Source organism: Pseudomonas californiensis, from assembly GCF_021147775.1.
Taxonomy (GTDB): Bacteria; Pseudomonadota; Gammaproteobacteria; order Pseudomonadales; family Pseudomonadaceae; genus Aquipseudomonas; species Aquipseudomonas californiensis.
The window spans coordinates 53673-71313 of sequence record NZ_JAGTPK010000017.1 but is presented as its reverse complement, the minus strand read 5'-3'; the positions used below and the strand labels follow the sequence as shown (position 1 = coordinate 71313).

Below are 17641 nucleotides of genomic sequence, written 5' to 3'. Positions count from 1 at the left end.
GCCGGTTTATCCCGGCCCTCGTGTGTATCAGTAACTGCCCGCTCAGGAATTTTTCAAATGAATAAACGCATGTTGGCTTGGATGTTTTGCCTGGCAGCTCCTGTGGCTCAGGCGCAGATGCTGCAGCCGGGCTTGTGGGAAGTGACGTCCAGCAATATGAAAGTGGATGGTCAGCAGCTACCCGACCTGCAATTGATGCTCGGGCAGTTGAAAAACCTGCCACCGGAACAGCGCGCCATGATGGAACAGATGATGCAAAAGCAGGGCGTCACTTTGGCGGGTAAAGGGGTGCAGGTCTGCCTGACGCAGGCTCAGGTGCAGTCTGACAATATTCCGCTGACTGATCCAAAATCCGGTTGCACGCAAAAGATCACTGCGCGCAATGGCAAGACCTGGAATTTCCAGTTCAGTTGCCCCAAAGCTCAGGGCACCGGGCAGGCTCAATTTCTGAGCGATCGTGAGTTCACCACCAACGTGGTCGGTACTTTCAATGCGACCGGTCAACAACAGAACGGCAGCATGGACACCCGCGCCGTATGGCTGGGACCGAAGTGCGGCACGGTTGCGCCGCGTACCTGATCCAATTCATGGACTTACGTTCCACGTGGAACACTTTGCCCGTCGACAACGATTTATTGTCGTTTTCAGGCACGTGTTCCATGACGGAATCTTCATGAAAGGCTTCATCTTTCGCTTGTAACTGCATGTTATATTGTTACTAATTATGCGGATGAAACCTTCATGAGCCGGGATGCTCAGCCTGCTCTTGAGACATTCCATGCACAGACGCCAAATGCTGCTCAACATGCTTCTCGCTGGCGCCGCGCTGACGTTGCCTCTTGGCGCTTATGCCACGCAAATCAGCAACGCGCGTCTGTGGCGCACCAATGACAAGTTGCGACTGGTGCTCGACCTGAGCGGCCCAGTGCAATACAAGACCTTTTCCCTGACCGCGCCAGACCGTTTGATTATTGATGTCAGCGGTTCACGGCTGACCGGCGATTTCAGTCAGCTGGCGCTGGACCGAACCGTGATCAAATCGATTCGCTCCGGCCACTACGGCAAGGGTGACGACACGCGCATCGTTCTGGACCTGACTGCGCCGGTACAACTGAGCAGCTTTCTCCTTGGCCCGGAAGGCGGGCAGGGGCATCGTCTGGTGCTGGACATGAGTTCCACAGCCCGTGCGCCTGTACAAATGGCCGAGCTGCCTCCGCCAGTCCCGGTGCAAAATCCTGCCAAGGCGCGCAGTACCGGCCGCGACATCATGGTCGTGGTCGATGCCGGGCACGGTGGCAAAGACCCGGGTGCAGTCGGTTCGCGAGGCGAGCGGGAAAAGGATGTGGTGCTTTCGATTGCGCAATTGCTGGCCAGGCGATTGAAACGGGAAAAAGGGTTTGACGTGCGTCTGGTGCGCAACGATGACTTCTTCGTACCGCTGCGCAAACGTGTCGAGTTCGCTCACAAATCCAATGCAGACATGTTCATCTCGGTACATGCCGACGCGGCGCCACGTCTTACGGCATCTGGTGCATCGGTGTTCGCCCTGTCCGAAGGCGGCGCAACGTCGGCGACGGCTCGCTTCATGGCACAGCGTGAAAACGGTGCTGACCTGTTGGGCGCAACTTCGCTGCTCAACCTGAAAGACAAGGACCCGATGCTGGCCGGGGTGATTCTCGACATGTCGATGAACGCCACCATCGCCGCCAGTCTGCAATTGGGTCATACCGTATTGGGCAGCCTGGAAGGCATCACAACGCTGCATCAGAAGCGCGTGGAACAGGCGGGTTTCGCGGTGCTCAAATCGCCGGATGTGCCGTCGATTCTGGTCGAAACCGGTTTTATCTCCAATAGTCGAGACAGCCAGCGTCTGGTAACAGCGCGTCATCAACAGGCCGTGGCGGATGGGTTGTTCGACGGCTTGCAGCGTTACTTCCAGCGCAATCCGCCTGTGGATTCGCACATGGCGTGGGTTCAGGCGCAGAAGCAGGAGCAGCAGGCCTGAGGTCGCGCAGCAGCCATCAGCGGCAGCCGTTCAGTCGGCTGCAGGTGATTTTGCTGCGCGTGCCCTTTGAGCTTGAAACCCGCGTGATGGTCGTCCAGCCCACCCGCTGAATAGTCCCCACCCAAGCCTCGCCATCCGAAGCCAGCCCGGTAAAGAACGTCAGTTGGTCGTAACGACTGTTGGTCTGCACCCAGCGGCGCTTGTCGAGCGTCTCATAGCCCTTTAACCAGGTTGTTTGCCCGGCGGTGACCACGCTGTAGCTGTTGCCGCTTGCATCGCGGCAGGCCAGTACAGTCGCGCTGCGCGTGCAGAGCGCCAGATCGGCCGATGGCCTGGGGCCCATCGCCAATGCCGGTGCGCTGGCCAGCGCCAGAAGTGCCATCAACGCAAATGAGCCCCTTGTCATGACATTACCTTCATTGAGCGCTGTAGCTATTTAGAGTTGTTATAATATAACATCATGGCTTGATGAGAGTCGGCTGCTTCATGGATTCGTTGCAGCCCATATGAACAAGGCCCAAGCCTTGCCGCCCGGTTGGAGAATCCTGATGTTGAATCGTCTGCCTGTTACCGTCCTCTCCGGCTTTCTCGGCGCCGGAAAAAGCACCTTACTCAATTACGTGCTGCGCAATCGTGAAAACTTGCGAGTGGCCGTCATCGTCAACGATATGAGTGAAATCAATATTGATGGCGGCGCAGTCCAGCGTGACGTCAGTCTCAATCGAGCGGAAGAAAAGCTGATCGAGATGAGCAATGGCTGCATTTGCTGCACCCTGCGCGAAGACCTGCTGGAAGAGGTCAGCCGATTGGCTCAGGACGGCCGTTTTGATTACTTATTGATCGAATCCACCGGGATTTCCGAACCGCTGCCGGTGGCTGAAACCTTCACCTTCCGCGACGAAGAAGGCAAAAGCCTGGCGGACCTCGCGCGCCTAGACACCATGGTCACGGTCGTGGACGGCGTCAACTTTCTGCTGGATTACGAGGCCGCCGACAGCCTGTCGACCCGGGGCGAAACCCTGGATGAAGAAGACGACCGGTCAATCACTGATCTGCTGATCGAACAGATCGAGTTCGCCGACGTGATCCTGGTCAGCAAGATTGACCTGATCAGCTCGGTCGAGCGCGAAGAGTTGATGGCCATCCTTAAGCGCCTCAACGCTGACGCCGAAATCGTCCCGATGGTGATGGGCGAAATACCGTTGGCGAAAATTCTCAATACCCACCGCTTCGACTTCGACCGTGCCTCTCAGGCGCCTGGCTGGCTGAAGGAAATGCGTGGCGAACACGTGCCTGAAACCGATGAGTACGGCATTGCCTCAACGGCTTACCGGGCACGTCGTCCGTTCCACCCAGAGCGCTTTTTTGACTTCATCAACCGACCATGGACCAACGGCAAACTGCTGCGCTCCAAGGGCTTCTTCTGGCTGGCGAGCAAATACAAGGATGCCGGCAGCTGGTCGCAGGCAGGCGGGCTGATGCGGCATGGCTTTGCAGGTCGCTGGTGGCGCTTTGTAACGCGCGAAAGCTGGCCTCAGGACCAGGAAGACGTGACCTCCATTATGGAAAACTGGTCGTCGGAAACCGGCGATTGCCGTCAGGAGCTGGTTTTTATCGGGCAAAATATTGATTTTGCCCAATTGACCGCAGAGCTGGACAACTGCCTGCTCACCGACTGTGAAATGGCGTTTGGCGTGGAAAGCTGGCGCAAGCTGGCCGACCCTTTTGGTCCATGGCATGAAGAGGTGGCTGCCTGATGCTCGCGTATCTGCTGAAAACCCGCTCTTCGGTGCAACAGGTGCAGGGCATAACGCCGGATGTACTGAGTCAGGTGCTTGAAGATGAGGTCAACCTCGCCATCTGGCAGCGCCAGTTGCCCGCACATGTTCGGGACTTCGGTGCGTTATTGCTGTCGATGAACGAGCCGCTGGCGGAGTCGATGAGCCTCGATGTGAAGGGCGGTGATGTCGAGCCGGACCTGCGCACACTGGCCTCGTCCTACGCGGATTTACAGGGCTATGACGGGTTCATCGCTGACGTGTCATGGCTGGTCAGTGCCTACGCGTGCCTGCTGGGCGCACAGTGCGTCGGTCTGCGACTGCGCGTGCTCGACAAGGCGATGTGCCCGCGCTTTCATGTGGATCACGTACCGGTGCGCCTGATCACTACGTATGCCGGCATAGGCAGCCAGTGGCTGGAAGAAGGCGCCATCGACCGCAAGCAGTTGGGTCGCCCTGAGGCGGAGCCGGATGAGGCTACGTTGATTCAGCAGATTTACTGCGGCGAAGTTGCGCTGCTCAAGGGTGAGCGCTGGAGCGGTAACGAAGGTTTTGGCCTGGTGCACCGGTCACCGCCGGTGGCGCGTAACGAGCGGCGTCTGATTCTGACCCTGGACTGGCTGGCGTGAACGGTCATTCAGGGGTGACCCATTCGCCCTTGCTCTGGCCTTCGCAAAACGGCTTCAGGTACAGGGCGTCACTGGCCACCCCATAATAGTGAATGTGTTCGCGGTAGGGCATGTTGGCGACCTGTGCATTGCGGCAGACGCCAAATGCGCCTGTGGGGCACTGTTGCGAGTAGCTGACGTCGGGTTTTTGCCCAGCCAACTGCGGCTGACAGAAGCCATCGTGAAACAGATCCTGCGGGATGTTGATATTTTCCTGGCAGACTTTGACGTCGAGCCTCTCTGCCTGGCTGTGCACCAGACACGCTTGCGCCCACGCCTGCGAACAAGGCACCGCCAGCAGCATCAGGGTCAGCGTCATTCGACCAGACCGCCACATCACTTGCATCGTTACCGTTCCTTGCTCTTCAATGGTCGTCGCACTTTTCAGAAGTAGTCCCCATGCTGCAGAACATCCCGACTCATGTAATCGGCGGCCCTTTGGGCGCTGGCAAGACCAGCCTGATCAAACAATTGCTGTCGCAAAAACCTGCTCATGAACGATGGGCGGTGCTGATCAATGAGTTCGGGCAGATCGGTCTGGACGCAGCGCTGCTGACTACGGAGGCGGATGGTATCGCACTTGGTGAAGTGGCTGGTGGCTGCCTGTGCTGCGTCAACGGTGTGCCGTTTCAAATCGGGCTGGGACGTCTGTTGCGCAAGGTCAGGCCTGATCGCTTGCTGATTGAGCCGTCAGGGCTGGGGCATCCGGCGCAGCTCATGGCGCAATTGCGTGAAGCGCCTTGGCTGGGCGTGCTTGCCGTTAAACCGGCGGTGTTGGTTCTGGATGCCGCGGCCATGGCTGAAGGTCAGCCGTTGCCAGCGACTCAGCAACAGGCGCTGTTCGAGGCGCAGCTGTTGGTGATGAACAAGTCCGAGCATCTGGACGAAGCGTCTCGCCAGCGTCTGGCAGAACAGCTCAAGTCGCACGCACTGTTCTGGACCAGACACGGCGACCTGCCACTGGAGAGATTGCCGGGCTTCGATGACGTCAGGGCTGTGGATAAAACGATTGTCGATAACCTGAGCGTGCCTGCCAGCGTTGGCCAGCTTCCCGCAGTGTGGGTCGATCCGGCAGTGCCGATCTGTCTGAGTCAAACCGGCGAGGATGGCTGGAGCATCGGGTGGCGCTGGCACCCTTCCATGCGTTTTGATCTTGAACGAGTGCAAGGCTGGCTCGGGAGCCTGACCTGGCGGAGAGCCAAAATGGTAATCCACCACACGGATGGCTGGTGCTCGGGTAACGCAGTAGATGGCGTGCAGTTTGATTGGCAGGTCAGCGAATGGCGCAGGGATTCACGTCTGGAACTGATTTTTGCAACACTTCAGGACGCAACTGCCCTGCAAGCGCAGCTGGCGGCGTGTGTGGTTTCATCAAGCTGAGCGAACACTCGGCAGACCCGTCGCACCGCTTACTGCTTCCACTTCTGGTGGGATTGGCGCCACTCGTTCATCTGAATGATTTCAGCGCTGGGCGGTGGCGTCTTGATCTCGAACGGGTAAGGTGCGAGTTCGATCTGAGCGGTATGGGCGCCAAACATGGTGATGGTACCGGGATGGCGTTGTTCGCCAGTGACAGTGAATTCGAAGCCATAGACCCTTGCCAGACGCTTGTGGCCCTGTGCATCGCGGGCGAAGGTCAGGCGGCGAAGGGCGACATTGCCGTCCAGTAACTCGAGTTCGAGCCTTGCGCAATGCTGCTTGACTCGCTCCAGCGCTTTTTCGCGCAGACCATGGGCGTGCCACCACCAGGCCGCGGCGCTCGCGAACAGCATCAGCACGAAAATGTTTCCCAGGGTCAGCATGACGGAGTGCTCCAACAAAGGAGCCACCAGCTTAACTGCCCGGAGTGATTTACAGCCATACTGCACAACTTATATTTCTCATTATTGCATTTGCATCGTGTTCAGGATTCTCCCATGAAGCGTACACCCCACTTGCTCGCTATCCAGTCCCATGTGGTGTTTGGCCACGCCGGCAACAGCGCAGCGGTGTTCCCGATGCAGCGTATCGGGGTCAATGTCTGGCCGCTCAACACGGTTCAGTTCTCCAATCACACCCAATACAAGCAATGGACAGGTGAAGTGCTGGCCCCGCAACAGATCCCGGCGCTGATCGACGGCATTGCCGCCATCGGCGAGCTGGGTAATTGCGACGCGGTGCTTTCTGGTTATCTGGGCAGTGCGGCGCAGGGCCGTGCCATTCTGACCGGCGTGGCGCGTATCAAGGCGGCCAACCCCAAGGCCCTGTACTTGTGCGATCCGGTGATGGGCCATCCTGAAAAAGGCTGCATCGTGCCAGCCGAAGTCAGTGATTTTCTGCTGGATGAGGCGGCGGCGATGGCTGACTTCCTGTGCCCCAACCAGTTGGAGCTGGACAGCTTTTCGGGCCGCAAGCCTGATTCGCTGCTCGACTGCCTGGCGATGGCCCGGGCGTTGCTGGCCCGAGGTCCGAAAGCTGTGGTGGTCAAACACCTTGATTACCCCGGCAAAGCCGCCGATGGCTTCGAAATGCTGCTGGTGACTGCCGAAGCCAGCTGGCATTTGCGCCGTCCTCTGCTGGCTTTTCCGCGCCAGCCAGTGGGCGTGGGCGATCTGACGTCAGGTTTGTTTCTCGCGCGCGTACTGCTGGGCGACGATCTGGTGGCAGCGTTCGAATTCACCGCGGCGGCAGTGCACGAAGTGCTGCTGGAAACCCAGGCGTGTGGCAGTTATGAGCTGGAACTGGTGCGGGCGCAGGATCGGATCGCTCATCCACGTGTACGCTTCGAGGCGACACGGCTGTAATCCACGAGCGGGCTGGCTCAGGCGTCCTTGCCTGGGCCGGTTGATTACGGCGCTTCTTCCTTGATTTCCTGATAACGCTTTTCCAGTTCCTGGCGGATCTGGCGGCGTTGCTGCGCCTGAATAAAGCGACGCTTTGCTTCTGCGCTTTCCGGCTCCAGCGGCGGAACGCTGGCGGGTTTGCGGTTATCGTCCACTGCCACCATGGTGAAGAAGCAACTGTTGGAGTGACGCACCGAGCGCTCGCGGATGTTTTCTGTCACGACTTTGATGCCAACTTCCATCGACGTGTTGCCGGTGTAGTTCACCGACGCCAGAAAAGTCACCAGTTCACCGACGTGGACCGGCTCGCGGAAAATCACCTGGTCCACCGACAACGTCACCACATAGCGTCCGGCATAACGGCTTGCGCAGGCGTAGGCAACTTCGTCCAGGTACTTGAGCAACGTACCGCCATGCACATTGCCAGAGAAATTGGCCATGTCCGGGGTCATCAATACAGTCATCGACAGCTGGGCGTTTCCGGGTTCCATAGCGTACTCACACGGTCAAGGTGTTCAAGTGGCGCCTTATGCCGGCGCTTGAGGTCGGAGTTTCATAAAAAGACAGTTATCGGGACGCTGGTCAGCAGGCGGTCGTCACGCCTCGAACCTATCTGTTTCCATATATTGCACCGGCTTTTTGCCAAGGGGTGCAGTGTTAATCTTGAAAAACCCGTGGATCGGGGTTTTTCCTACGTTCTCGTCGGATTTTTATGACGAATTCCCGGCGAATGTCGGATCAAGGCTGTCGATACGCCTTGAGGAGTCTTTACCAACAAGGAGCTGTACACCATGCATGCCATCAATTTCATTCAAGACCTGGCAGTAATCATGCTGGTGGCTGGCGTGGTGACCATCATCTTTCACCGTCTTCGCCAGCCAGTGGTGCTGGGTTATATCGTCGCCGGTTTCCTCATTGGCCCCCACACGCCGCCGGTCAGCCTTATCCATGATGAGGACACCATCAAGATCCTGGCTGAATTGGGTGTGATTTTCCTGATGTTCTGTCTCGGGCTGGAATTCAGCCTGCGCAAGCTGTTCAAGGTGGGCGCGACAGCGTTCATTGCAGCCTTCCTCGAAATTGCCCTGATGATCTGGATCGGCTATGAGATTGGCCAGTTCTTCGGCTGGAAAACCATGGATTCGCTGTTTCTGGGCGCGATTCTGGCGATCTCCTCGACCACCATCATCGTCAAGGCGCTCAACGACCTGAAGATGAAGAACGAGCGCTTCGCCCAATTGATCTTTGGTGTCTTGATCGTGGAAGACATCCTCGGCATCGGTATCATCGCGCTGCTGTCAGGTATCGCCGTCAGCGGCTCGGTCAGTTCGGGCGAAGTGTTCTCCACCGTCGGCAAGCTGTCACTGTTCATGATTGTGGCGCTGGTGATCGGCATTCTGGTGGTGCCGCGCCTGCTGGCTTACGTCGCCAAGTTCCAGAGCAACGAAATGCTGCTGGTGACGGTACTGGGTCTGTGTTTCGGCTTCTGTCTGTTGGTTGTGAAGTTGGAATACAGCATGGTGCTGGGCGCATTCCTGATTGGCGCGATCATGGCTGAGTCCAGGGAATTGATGAAGATAGAGCGGCTTATCGAGCCCATTCGCGACATGTTCAGCGCGATCTTCTTCGTCGCCATCGGCCTGATGATCGATCCCAATATCCTCCTGGCCTATGCCTGGCCGATCGCTGTTATCACTGTCGCAGTGGTGCTGGGCAAGATGCTGTCGTGCGGCATAGGCGCTTTTATCGCCGGTAATGATGGCCGCACCTCGCTGCGTGTGGGCATGGGGCTGTCACAGATTGGCGAGTTCTCTTTCATCATCGCCGCGCTGGGCATGACCCTGCAGGTCACCAGCGACTTTCTTTATCCGGTGGCAGTGGCGGTCTCAGCGATCACAACGTTGCTGACGCCTTATCTGATTCGCGGTGCCGACCCGTTGTCCATCAAGCTGGCAGCAGTGGTGCCCGGGCGGGTTGCCAGGGTGTTCAACATGTATGGCGAATGGCTGCGCAGTATTCAACCGCAGGGTGAAGGAGCGGTGCTGGCGAAAATGATCCGGCGAATCCTGTTGCAGGTGGGCGTCAACCTGGCGCTGGTGATGGCGATCTTCTTTTGCGGCGGTTACTTCGCAGAACGCATTGGCGGCTACATGAGCGAGTGGGTGGCGGACGTCAGTTTTCAGAAAGCCTGGATCTGCGGCGCTGCGCTGCTGCTTTCGCTGCCGTTCCTGATTGCCGCGTACCGCAAGCTCAAGGCGTTGTCGATGCTGCTGGCAGAGATGGGCGTCAAACCGGAAATGGCCGGTCGTCATACTGTGCGGGTGCGCAAGATAGTGGCGGAGGTGATACCGCTGCTGTCGCTGGTGGTGATTTTCGTGATGCTGGCGGCGCTGTCGGCAAGCATTCTGCCCGCCAGCGAATTACTGTTGGTCATCGTGCTGGTGGCAGCGCTGGTGGCGGCACTGCTATGGCGATGGTTCATCCGTGTGCATACGCGGATGCAGATCGCTTTGCTCGAAACGCTGGGCAACAACAATCAAGAGTCATCCGGGCATTGAGCCCGGCGACGCTCTTTTTACGTGAAACGGTCGGGTTGTCTCAGCTTTCCAGCCAGACATCCCGAGCCCAGTGCCAGACCGATTCCCAGCTTTCTTCGGTGACCAGTTCTTCTTCGGCCGACCACAGTACAACCGTGCCGTCTTCCTCGACGCAGTAGTAGTCGTCGCCGTCCTGACAGATCGGGATCAGCTCACGCGGTACGCCAAGGTCCCACGCCGTTGCACAGACTTCCGGCAGATACGTGTGTGACTGAGGGTCGGTCACGGTGACGGGCTCCAGGCTGCCGTATACCACGTCGCTCACCGTCAGGAGAAACTCCTTGAAGACGAACGGAATATTGATGAACAGCTGTTCTTCAATTTCGACCAGCAGGTCCTCGTCGGGCAGCTCGAGCGGCACCGGTACCGGCTCATTCGCTTCACGCAGTTGTTCGATGACTTCTTCCACGACACAGATCCTCTCACTTGATGGCGCGGGTTATACAGTAGCGTAAAGCCTTTCTCAAAATAACTATCCGAACGGATAAAGCAAAAACCCCGGACATGTCCGGGGTTCTGAACGCAGGAAAGAGATCTGGTTCAACCGTTCTGGCGAATACCTGCCACCAGCCAAGGCTGGTTATCGCCCTGTGGTCGTTCCATGTTCCAGCTTTCGCTGAACACTTCACCCTGATCGAAGCGCGAGGTCTTCGAGACACCGGAGAAGGTCAGAGTCGCGATGGTCTTGTCTGCACGATCATCAACGCCATCCAGCTGTACATTCAGGTTGTCGATGTAGGTCGACTGGAAGCCGTCACCCAGATCAGCGCGTTCTTTCTTGAGGAACTGAAGCATCTGAGGAGTGACGAACTCGGCGATCTTGTCCATCTCGTTCGCGTCCCAGTGCTGCTGCAACGACTGGAAGTGACCGCGTGCCGCTTCCAGGAAGCGTTCCTCGTTGAACCAGGCTGGCGCGTTGATTACCGGCGCGGCGGACGCAGCGGCAGCGCTACCGAAGATCGGGTTCTGCGCAGGCTGGCTGTTCTCACGCTGGTAAGGCACACCGGCACCGGCCATTTTTGGCTGTTGCTGCTGACGACGGCGCGCGATGAAGCGGAAGATCAGGAAAGCGATCAGGCCCATGATCAGGATGTCGAACAGCTGCAAGCCGTTGAAACCGTCACCCATGAACATCGAGGCGAGCAGGCCGCCAGCAGCGATGCCGGCCAGTGGGCCCAGCCAGCGCGAAGCACCGCTGGCCGCAGGGGCAGGGCGGCCAGCAGCGTTAGGGGCAGCTGCTGGAGTGGAAGGCGTGGCCTGGCGAGCCTGGTGCGTCGGCGCCGAGCCCATGCTCTTGCCACCACCGAAGCGCGCAGCGTTTACATCCAGGCTCATGGTGAGCGAGATGCACAGCGCCATCGCGATGCTTAGAAAACGTTGCATAAGGGATTCCCGTTGTGTGATTGCACGCACGCCATGTTGCACAGCCAATGAAGGTCTGACCAGCGCGTTAATGTTTCGGACTTTTACACAAGTTGCGTAAGAAATTTCAGCGCCGCTTGTGGGAGCAACGGTCTTCGACAGATTCTCCAGTGCCTGACCATCAGGCACCGGATGCACAGGACAGTTGCCTCTGCGTTGTGGTTTTCGGATGAATTACAGCGCGACCAGCTTGGCGTAGCCCATCATCAGCCACTTGCTGCCTTCGGCGAAGTTGACCTGTACCCGAGCCTGCGCACCTGCGCCTTCGAAGTTGAGGATCACGCCCTCACCGAACACCGCGTGCTGCACGTGCTGGCCTAGCTTGAACTCGGTTTCCGGAATGCCGGTACCGTTGAACAGGCTGCTGTTGCTGACCTTCTGCGTACCACCAAACGGACGGCTGACGCTGTTGGACAGACGTACTTCCTGGATCAGCGCGGGTGGTATCTCTCTGACGAAGCGCGAAACCTTGTTATAGGTTTCGCTGCCGTACAAGCGGCGTGTCTCGGCGTAGGTCATCACCAGTTGCTGCATGGCGCGGGTGATACCGACATAGGCCAAACGACGCTCTTCCTCAAGGCGGCCAGGTTCTTCCAGGCTCATCTTGTGCGGGAACAGCCCTTCTTCCATGCCGACGAGGAACACATGCGGAAACTCCAGACCCTTGGCGCTGTGCAGCGTCATGAGCTGAATGCTCTCTTCGTGCTCTTGCGCCTGGGTATCGCCTGCTTCCAGTGAGGCGTGCCCCAGGAAGGCGGCCAGCGGGGTCAGCTCTTCGTCATTCTCGGTGTTCTCGAACGCGCGCGCTGCGCTGACCAGTTCCTCAAGGTTTTCTACCCGAGCCTGGCCTTTTTCGCCTTTTTCCTGCTGGTGATAGTCGATCAGCCCGGATTGCTCGATGACGGTTTGCGTCATCAAGTGCAACGGCATGTCCATGACCTTGGCCGACAGGGTTTCGATCAGTTCGATAAAACCGCCCAGTGCGGTGGCCGCGCGGCCGGTCAGGCCTTTATTGGCCACCAGCAGGCGCATGCCTTCCCACATCGAGACGTCGGCATGACGCGCATGCTCGCGAATCGCTTCGACGGTCTTTTCGCCGATGCCGCGCGCCGGGACATTGATGACCCGCTCCAGTGCCGCATCGTTGCCACGGCCTTCCAGCAAGCGCATGTAGGCCATGGCGTTCTTGATTTCGGCGCGTTCGAAGAATCGCTGACCGCCATAGATGCGGTAAGGAATACGTTCACGCAGCAGTGCTTCTTCCAGCACCCGCGATTGGGCGTTGGAGCGATACAGGATGGCGATGTCATTGCGCGACACGCCTTTTTTCAGCACGCTTTCAATAGTCTCGACCACGTAACGCGCTTCATCGTGTTCGTTGAACGCCGCGTACAGGTTGATCAGCTCGCCATCGCCCACATCCGTCCACAGCTCTTTGCCGAGACGACCGGTGTTGTTGACGATCAGACCGTTGGCCGCCTTCAGGATGCTTGCGGTAGAGCGGTAGTTCTGCTCCAGACGGATGACTTGGGTGTCCGGAAAGTCGCTCGAGTACTGATGAATGTTCTCGATCTTGGCGCCACGCCAGCCGTAGATGGACTGGTCGTCATCGCCGACCACCATCAGGCTGTCGCCGCCTTGAGCCAGCAGACGCAGCCAGGCGTACTGCACGGCGTTGGTGTCCTGGAACTCGTCGACCAGCACATGACGGAAGCGACGCTGGTAATGCGCCAGCAGGCCAGGATTGTCGCGCCAAAGGTCCAGTGCACGCAGCAACAGTTCGGAGAAGTCGATAACGCCCGCTCGCTGGCAGGCGGCCTCGTAGGCTTCATAGATGCTGCGCATGGTGGTCAGGAACAGATCGCCGCTGGCCTGGATATGCTGTGGCCGCAGGCCTTCGTCTTTCTGGCCGTTGATAAACCACTGGGCCTGACGGACGGGCCAGCGCTGTTCGTCCAGCCCTAGCTCGCGGATTACGCGCTTGACCAGCCGTTGCTGGTCGTCGCTGTCGAGAATCTGGAAGGTCTGCACCAGCCCGGCTTCCTGCCAGTGCGCCCGCAACAGACGGTGTGCCAGGCCGTGAAAGGTGCCCACCCACATGCCGGCCGGGCTGATGCCCATCAGTTGCTCGATGCGATGATGCATCTCGGCAGCGGCCTTGTTGGTGAACGTCACCGACAGGACTGAGTGCGGGGAGGCTTGCTCGATCTGCATCAGCCAGGCGATGCGGTGCACCAGCACACGGGTTTTGCCGGAGCCAGCACCGGCCAGGACCAACTGACGACCCAAGGAGGCGGCTACGGCCTGACGTTGGGCATCGTTGAGGGAATTCAGAAGGAGAGAGAGATCATCGCGCATCAGCGCATTCTAGGGTGCTGCGCCATGTCGGGCAAACCATGCTTTACCTCCGTCAGCAAAAAAACAGCAGTGCTGACGACCGGTAGGGGCTGCCTGAAAGCACTGCGCCACGTGCTTTCAAGATGATTCATACGGATTGGCTGATAGCAAATTGATATTTTTGTGCTGTTCGGCAGTGGGGTCTGCCCGAGGCCTTGTGTATGCTCCGCACACGCTCAAGGCCAAGGCCCTGTTCGCCTGCTCTTTGAGAGCGGTGCAAGACGAGATGCAAGCGCTGCAAGCACCGGAGTTGAATTCAATACTTCGCACGCCGGCGATCTCGACTGCACCCGCTCAGACAGTGTGTGCAGCGGCTGACCCATTACAAGAATGACGCCATGACATACCGCTTCAGCGCGGGCGATGTGCCTGAACGCAATCGCCGTACCCTGCAAAAACGTTTCTCCGCCCAGCTTGCGGTCGAGCGTACCCGTCTTCTTTATCAGGGCTCGCTGCTGCCCACGTTGTTCATGCTCATCAATGGGCTGGTCTGCGCGTGGCTGCTGTGGAGTCCAGGTCGCTACATGCTGGTCAACATCTGGCTGGTCTGGCTTTCAGCGCTGGTGTGCCTGCGCGTTGTGCAAGTTGCCGCATTTCAGCGCGCCTCACCGGAGCGCCGTGCATTGCCTGTGTGGCGACGGATGTTTCTGCTGGGAGCCTGTGTCAGCGGCCTGACCCTGGGCACGGCTGCCATGGTGCTGGTGCCGGTGGAGAACCTGCAGCAGCAGGCCTGGGTATTCGGCATGATCGGTGCCGCGATGCTGTCTGCCAGTGTGGGTTATGCCGTCAGCATCCCTGCCTTCCTGACCTTCAGCCTGCCGTGCCTGCTGCCGCCGATCCTGTATCTGTTCTGGGGTGGCAACGTACCGTTGCGTGGCTGGGGCTGGCTGGGCCTGATACTGCTGTGCGCATTGAGTGTGGTGGCGTGGCAGATCAATCGCCTGATGCAGCGCAGTCTGCTCACTCGCTTTCAGAATCAGGCGTTGATCGAACATTTGCAGCAGGCCCAGGCAACGGGCGATCAGCTTAATGAAGACCTGGCGCGGGAAGTCGAGCAGCGCCGCGAGGCCGAGCGCGGGCTTCTAGAGGCACAGGCCGGTCTTGAGGATCGCGTGGCCCAGCGTACGCTTGAACTGGAAGCAGCCAATCAGGCCTTGAGCAAGAGCCCGCCGAGGCTTGCGGCAACGGTCTTTGACGCTGCCAGCGAAGGCATTGTGATCTTTGATCCCGATTATTACATCCTGACCATCAATCAGGCGTTCAGCCGGGTCAGCGGCTATCTGCCGGAAGACATCGTAGGTAAAAAAGTCATCGAGATTGCCAGTAGCCGGGACGCGCGTCGTCATTTTGCAGTGATTCATCAAGCGCTGGAACAGACCGGCCACTGGCAGGGCGAACTGGTTGAAACCCGCAAGAACGGCGAGCTGATCCGCAATGGCTGCAACTTAATGTTGTGCGAGACAGTGCTGGCAATATGAGCCATATCGTTGGCTTTTTCGCCGATCTCTCATCGCGGCGGGAAACCGAAGAGCGTATGCGCTACCTTGCGCATTTCGATGAACTGACCGGCCTTGCCAATCGCTCACTGTTTACCGAGCGTTTGCGCCAGGCCCGCGAGCGGGTGCGTCAGGGCGGACGAAGTCTGGCACTGCTGCACATCAACCTGGACCGTTTCAAGCTGCTCAACGAAAGTCTGGGCCATGAGGTGGCGGATCAACTGCTCAAGCAGGTCGCCCGCCGCTTGAGTAACGCCATGCCGGAAGCTGACACCATTGCGCGTTTGTCCGGCGATGAGTTTGCCGTGTTGTTCGACGCCTACGGCAACCTGTCCAGCCTGGTCCGGGTCACCAGTCGCCTGCTGAGCAAGCTGCGTTCGCCGCTGTCGGTGGAAGGTCATGAACTGGTAGTCAGTGCTTCGGTGGGCATCAGCCTGTTACCGGATTCGGCCCGCGATATATCGGCGCTGGTCAGCCAGGCCAACATGGCCATGCAACACGCCAAGCATCTGGGCGGCAACAACTTTCAGTTTTTTACTGACAGCCTGCAGGCCAGCACGCTTGAGCGCCTGCAACTGGAAATCCAGCTGCGCCGCGCTATCGAGGACAAACAGCTGCAGGTTTTCTATCAGCCCAAGTTGTGCCTCAAGACGGGACGTCTGGACGCTGCTGAAGCCCTGGTTCGCTGGCGCCATCCCGAGCGCGGCATGGTTTCGCCGGGCGAGTTCATAGGGCTGGCCGAAGAAACCGGACTGATAGGCGCCATTGGTGAGTTCGTCCTGCGCACCGCATGCTGGCAGGCGTGCGAATGGCAACGGCAGGGCATTGCGCCGATCCGTATCTCGGTGAACCTGTCGGTGCATCAGTTGCGTCAGGGCAAGCTGGTCAGCCTGGTGCGCCAAGTGCTTGAAGAAACCGGCCTGGAGCCTCAGTTTCTTGAGCTTGAGCTGACCGAAAGCCAGCTGCTCGACAGTGTGGAGCACATCATTGCGACCTTTCAGCAGTTGCGCGAACTGGGTGTGAAATTGGCCATCGACGATTTCGGTACCGGCTACTCTTCATTGAGCTACCTCAAGCGCTTCCCGGTGGACTACGTGAAGATCGATCAGGCGTTCATCAGCGGGCTGGGGGAAGGCACCGAAGATGCGGCAATCATTCAGGCGATCATTTCCATGGCTCACAGCCTGGGTCTGAAGGTCGTCGCCGAAGGTGTAGAAAACCAGAGCCAGCTGGACTTCCTTAAAATGCAGGGTTGCGATGAGGTTCAGGGCTACCTGATCAGTCGTCCGATCGAGGCGGCGGCGATGGTCGATGTCCTCGACACATCGTTTTGATGTCGTACTGATGTTGCGTGGCAGCGGACTTAATGTAGGATTATTCCCACAAAATTTTGTGATTCATCCGCCCAAGGCCTGTGTAAGACGTTCCAGGCTCGTTTAACTGGGCGGCTCGCAGGTCATGTAGTATAACTACAAGAAAGCTACAACCAGCCCCTCTTACCTTATCGAGTCTGCCTCTTGAATCTGCTGCAACACATCGCCCAGTCCCGTCATCTGCTGCGCAAGTCGGAGCTCAAGGTAGCCGACCATGTGCTGCTCGACCCTGCGACTGTGATGCACAGTTCCATGGCGGACCTGGCCCATAGCGTCGGTATCAGTGAGCCGACCATCGTGCGCTTCTGCCGAGCCATCGGTTGCACCGGGTTTCAGGACCTCAAGCTCAAGCTGGCCCAGAGCCTTGCCGCAGGCGCGAGTTTCGGGCAGTTCGCGATACACGAAGACGATTCGGTCGCTGACTACAGCCTGAAGATTTTCGACACCACGCTGCACACCTTGATGGAAGTGCGCGAGAACCTTGATCCGCACGCTTTGCAACTGGCCGTCACAGCCATGGCGGGTGCCAACCGCGTCGAGTTCTACGGGTTTGGTGCCTCGGGTGCGGTTGCGGCGGATGCGCAGCATAAATTCTTCCGCTTGCTGCTGACTGCCGCGGCGTATTCCGACCCGCACATGCAGGCGATGTCCGCCGTTACGCTCAAGCCTACTGATGTCGCGGTATGCATCTCTCAGTCCGGTCGCTCGAAGGACCTGCTGATCACTGCCAACCTGGTACGCGAGAGCGGTGCGACATTGATTACACTGTGCCCAAGCCAGACCCCATTGGCCGAATTGTCGTCGGTCAACCTGGCAATCGATGTGCACGAAGACACTGAGATCTATACGCCGCTGACCTCGCGTATCGCGCATCTGGTGGTGATTGACGTGTTGGCGATGGGCGTTGCGATGGCGCGCGGGCCGAGTCTGGTCAACCACCTCAAGAGCGTCAAACGCAGCCTGCGTGGGCTACGATTGTCGCCCAAGTCGATCAAGACCCACGAAGACTGAAAAGCTTCGCCGCTGATCAAAATTTCATCGTACTGTCACCTGCGTGCCGCCTCACTGTCACCACTGCGCTGC

General features: G+C 58.5%; 15 protein-coding genes and 1 pseudogene. 9 read left to right on the top strand and 7 right to left on the bottom strand.

Features of this window, described 5'->3' with window-relative positions; genetic code table 11:
- The first annotated feature begins 57 nt into the window (after nt 1-57).
- Both KDX37_RS17630 and KDX37_RS17625 read left to right on the top strand, forming a co-directional pair.
- Nucleotides 58-579: a DUF3617 domain-containing protein gene (locus tag KDX37_RS17630; protein ID WP_231653990.1), complete on the top strand. Its 522-nt coding sequence runs from the start codon at nt 58-60 to the stop codon at nt 577-579.
- 199 nt (nt 580-778) lie between these two features.
- Entirely contained in the window at nt 779-2005 is a 1227-nt protein-coding gene (locus KDX37_RS17625; protein WP_231653989.1) for an N-acetylmuramoyl-L-alanine amidase, read from the top strand.
- Nucleotides 2006-2021: 16 nt separating this feature from the next.
- Here KDX37_RS17625 and KDX37_RS17620 read toward each other — a convergent pair whose 3' ends face one another.
- The gene (locus KDX37_RS17620) at nt 2022-2411 is read right to left on the bottom strand and encodes a glutamine synthetase (protein ID WP_231653988.1); all 390 of its coding nucleotides are present in this window, start codon (nt 2409-2411) and stop codon (nt 2022-2024) included.
- Between the two features lie 142 nt (nt 2412-2553).
- Here KDX37_RS17620 and zigA point away from each other — a divergent pair, with 142 nt between their 5' ends.
- Together zigA and KDX37_RS17610 are read left to right on the top strand one after the other, a co-directional pair.
- A complete protein-coding gene (gene zigA / locus KDX37_RS17615) occupies nt 2554-3762 on the top strand; it encodes a zinc metallochaperone GTPase ZigA (protein WP_231653987.1) in 1209 nt (402 codons plus the stop codon).
- The gene (locus KDX37_RS17610) at nt 3762-4412 is read left to right on the top strand and encodes a DUF1826 domain-containing protein (RefSeq protein ID WP_231653986.1); all 651 of its coding nucleotides are present in this window, start codon (nt 3762-3764) and stop codon (nt 4410-4412) included. The genes zigA and KDX37_RS17610 overlap by 1 nt, the downstream gene beginning before the upstream one ends.
- A gap of 4 nt (nt 4413-4416) precedes the next feature.
- Here the strand turns inward: KDX37_RS17610 and KDX37_RS17605 are convergent, their stop codons facing one another.
- Nucleotides 4417-4797 (bottom strand): NADH:ubiquinone oxidoreductase, encoded by a 381-nt coding sequence (locus KDX37_RS17605; protein WP_231653985.1) that lies wholly within the window; start codon nt 4795-4797, stop codon nt 4417-4419.
- Nucleotides 4798-4850: 53 nt separating this feature from the next.
- Between KDX37_RS17605 and KDX37_RS17600 the strand changes: the two genes are divergently transcribed.
- Nucleotides 4851-5831 carry a CobW family GTP-binding protein gene (locus tag KDX37_RS17600; RefSeq protein WP_231653984.1) on the top strand — a complete coding sequence of 327 codons (981 nt, stop codon included), beginning with the start codon at nt 4851-4853 and terminating at the stop codon, nt 5829-5831.
- A 29-nt stretch (nt 5832-5860) separates the two neighbouring features.
- Here KDX37_RS17600 and KDX37_RS17595 read toward each other — a convergent pair whose 3' ends face one another.
- On the bottom strand, nt 5861-6253 hold the full coding sequence (locus KDX37_RS17595; protein ID WP_231653983.1) for a DUF3301 domain-containing protein: 393 nt from the start codon (nt 6251-6253) through the stop codon (nt 5861-5863).
- Between the two features lie 114 nt (nt 6254-6367).
- Between KDX37_RS17595 and pdxY the strand changes: the two genes are divergently transcribed.
- On the top strand, nt 6368-7234 hold the full coding sequence (pdxY, locus tag KDX37_RS17590; protein ID WP_231653982.1) for a pyridoxal kinase PdxY: 867 nt from the start codon (nt 6368-6370) through the stop codon (nt 7232-7234).
- A 44-nt stretch (nt 7235-7278) separates the two neighbouring features.
- Here the strand turns inward: pdxY and KDX37_RS17585 are convergent, their stop codons facing one another.
- On the bottom strand, nt 7279-7764 hold the full coding sequence (locus KDX37_RS17585) for an acyl-CoA thioesterase (RefSeq protein ID WP_231653981.1): 486 nt from the start codon (nt 7762-7764) through the stop codon (nt 7279-7281).
- A 300-nt stretch (nt 7765-8064) separates the two neighbouring features.
- Between KDX37_RS17585 and KDX37_RS17580 the strand changes: the two genes are divergently transcribed.
- Nucleotides 8065-9831, top strand: coding sequence for a cation:proton antiporter (locus KDX37_RS17580; protein WP_231653980.1), 1767 nt, complete (start codon nt 8065-8067; stop codon nt 9829-9831).
- 40 nt (nt 9832-9871) lie between these two features.
- On the opposite strand, the gene KDX37_RS17575 is transcribed toward KDX37_RS17580, so the two are convergent.
- The 3 genes from KDX37_RS17575 to uvrD form a co-directional block, all read right to left on the bottom strand.
- On the bottom strand, nt 9872-10279 hold the full coding sequence (locus KDX37_RS17575) for an SMI1/KNR4 family protein (protein ID WP_231653979.1): 408 nt from the start codon (nt 10277-10279) through the stop codon (nt 9872-9874).
- Between the two features lie 131 nt (nt 10280-10410).
- Nucleotides 10411-11253, bottom strand: a complete 843-nt coding sequence (locus KDX37_RS17570) for a Tim44 domain-containing protein (RefSeq protein ID WP_231653978.1) — start codon at nt 11251-11253, stop codon at nt 10411-10413.
- Between the two features lie 213 nt (nt 11254-11466).
- A complete protein-coding gene (gene uvrD / locus KDX37_RS17565; RefSeq protein WP_231653977.1) occupies nt 11467-13650 on the bottom strand; it encodes a DNA helicase II in 2184 nt (727 codons plus the stop codon).
- Between the two features lie 377 nt (nt 13651-14027).
- Here uvrD and KDX37_RS17560 point away from each other — a divergent pair.
- Nucleotides 14028-16519, top strand: a pseudogene (locus KDX37_RS17560) (putative bifunctional diguanylate cyclase/phosphodiesterase).
- Between the two features lie 183 nt (nt 16520-16702).
- Nucleotides 16703-17569: a transcriptional regulator HexR gene (gene hexR / locus KDX37_RS17555; protein ID WP_231653976.1), complete on the top strand. Its 867-nt coding sequence runs from the start codon at nt 16703-16705 to the stop codon at nt 17567-17569.
- The last annotated feature ends 72 nt before the right edge of the window (nt 17570-17641 follow it).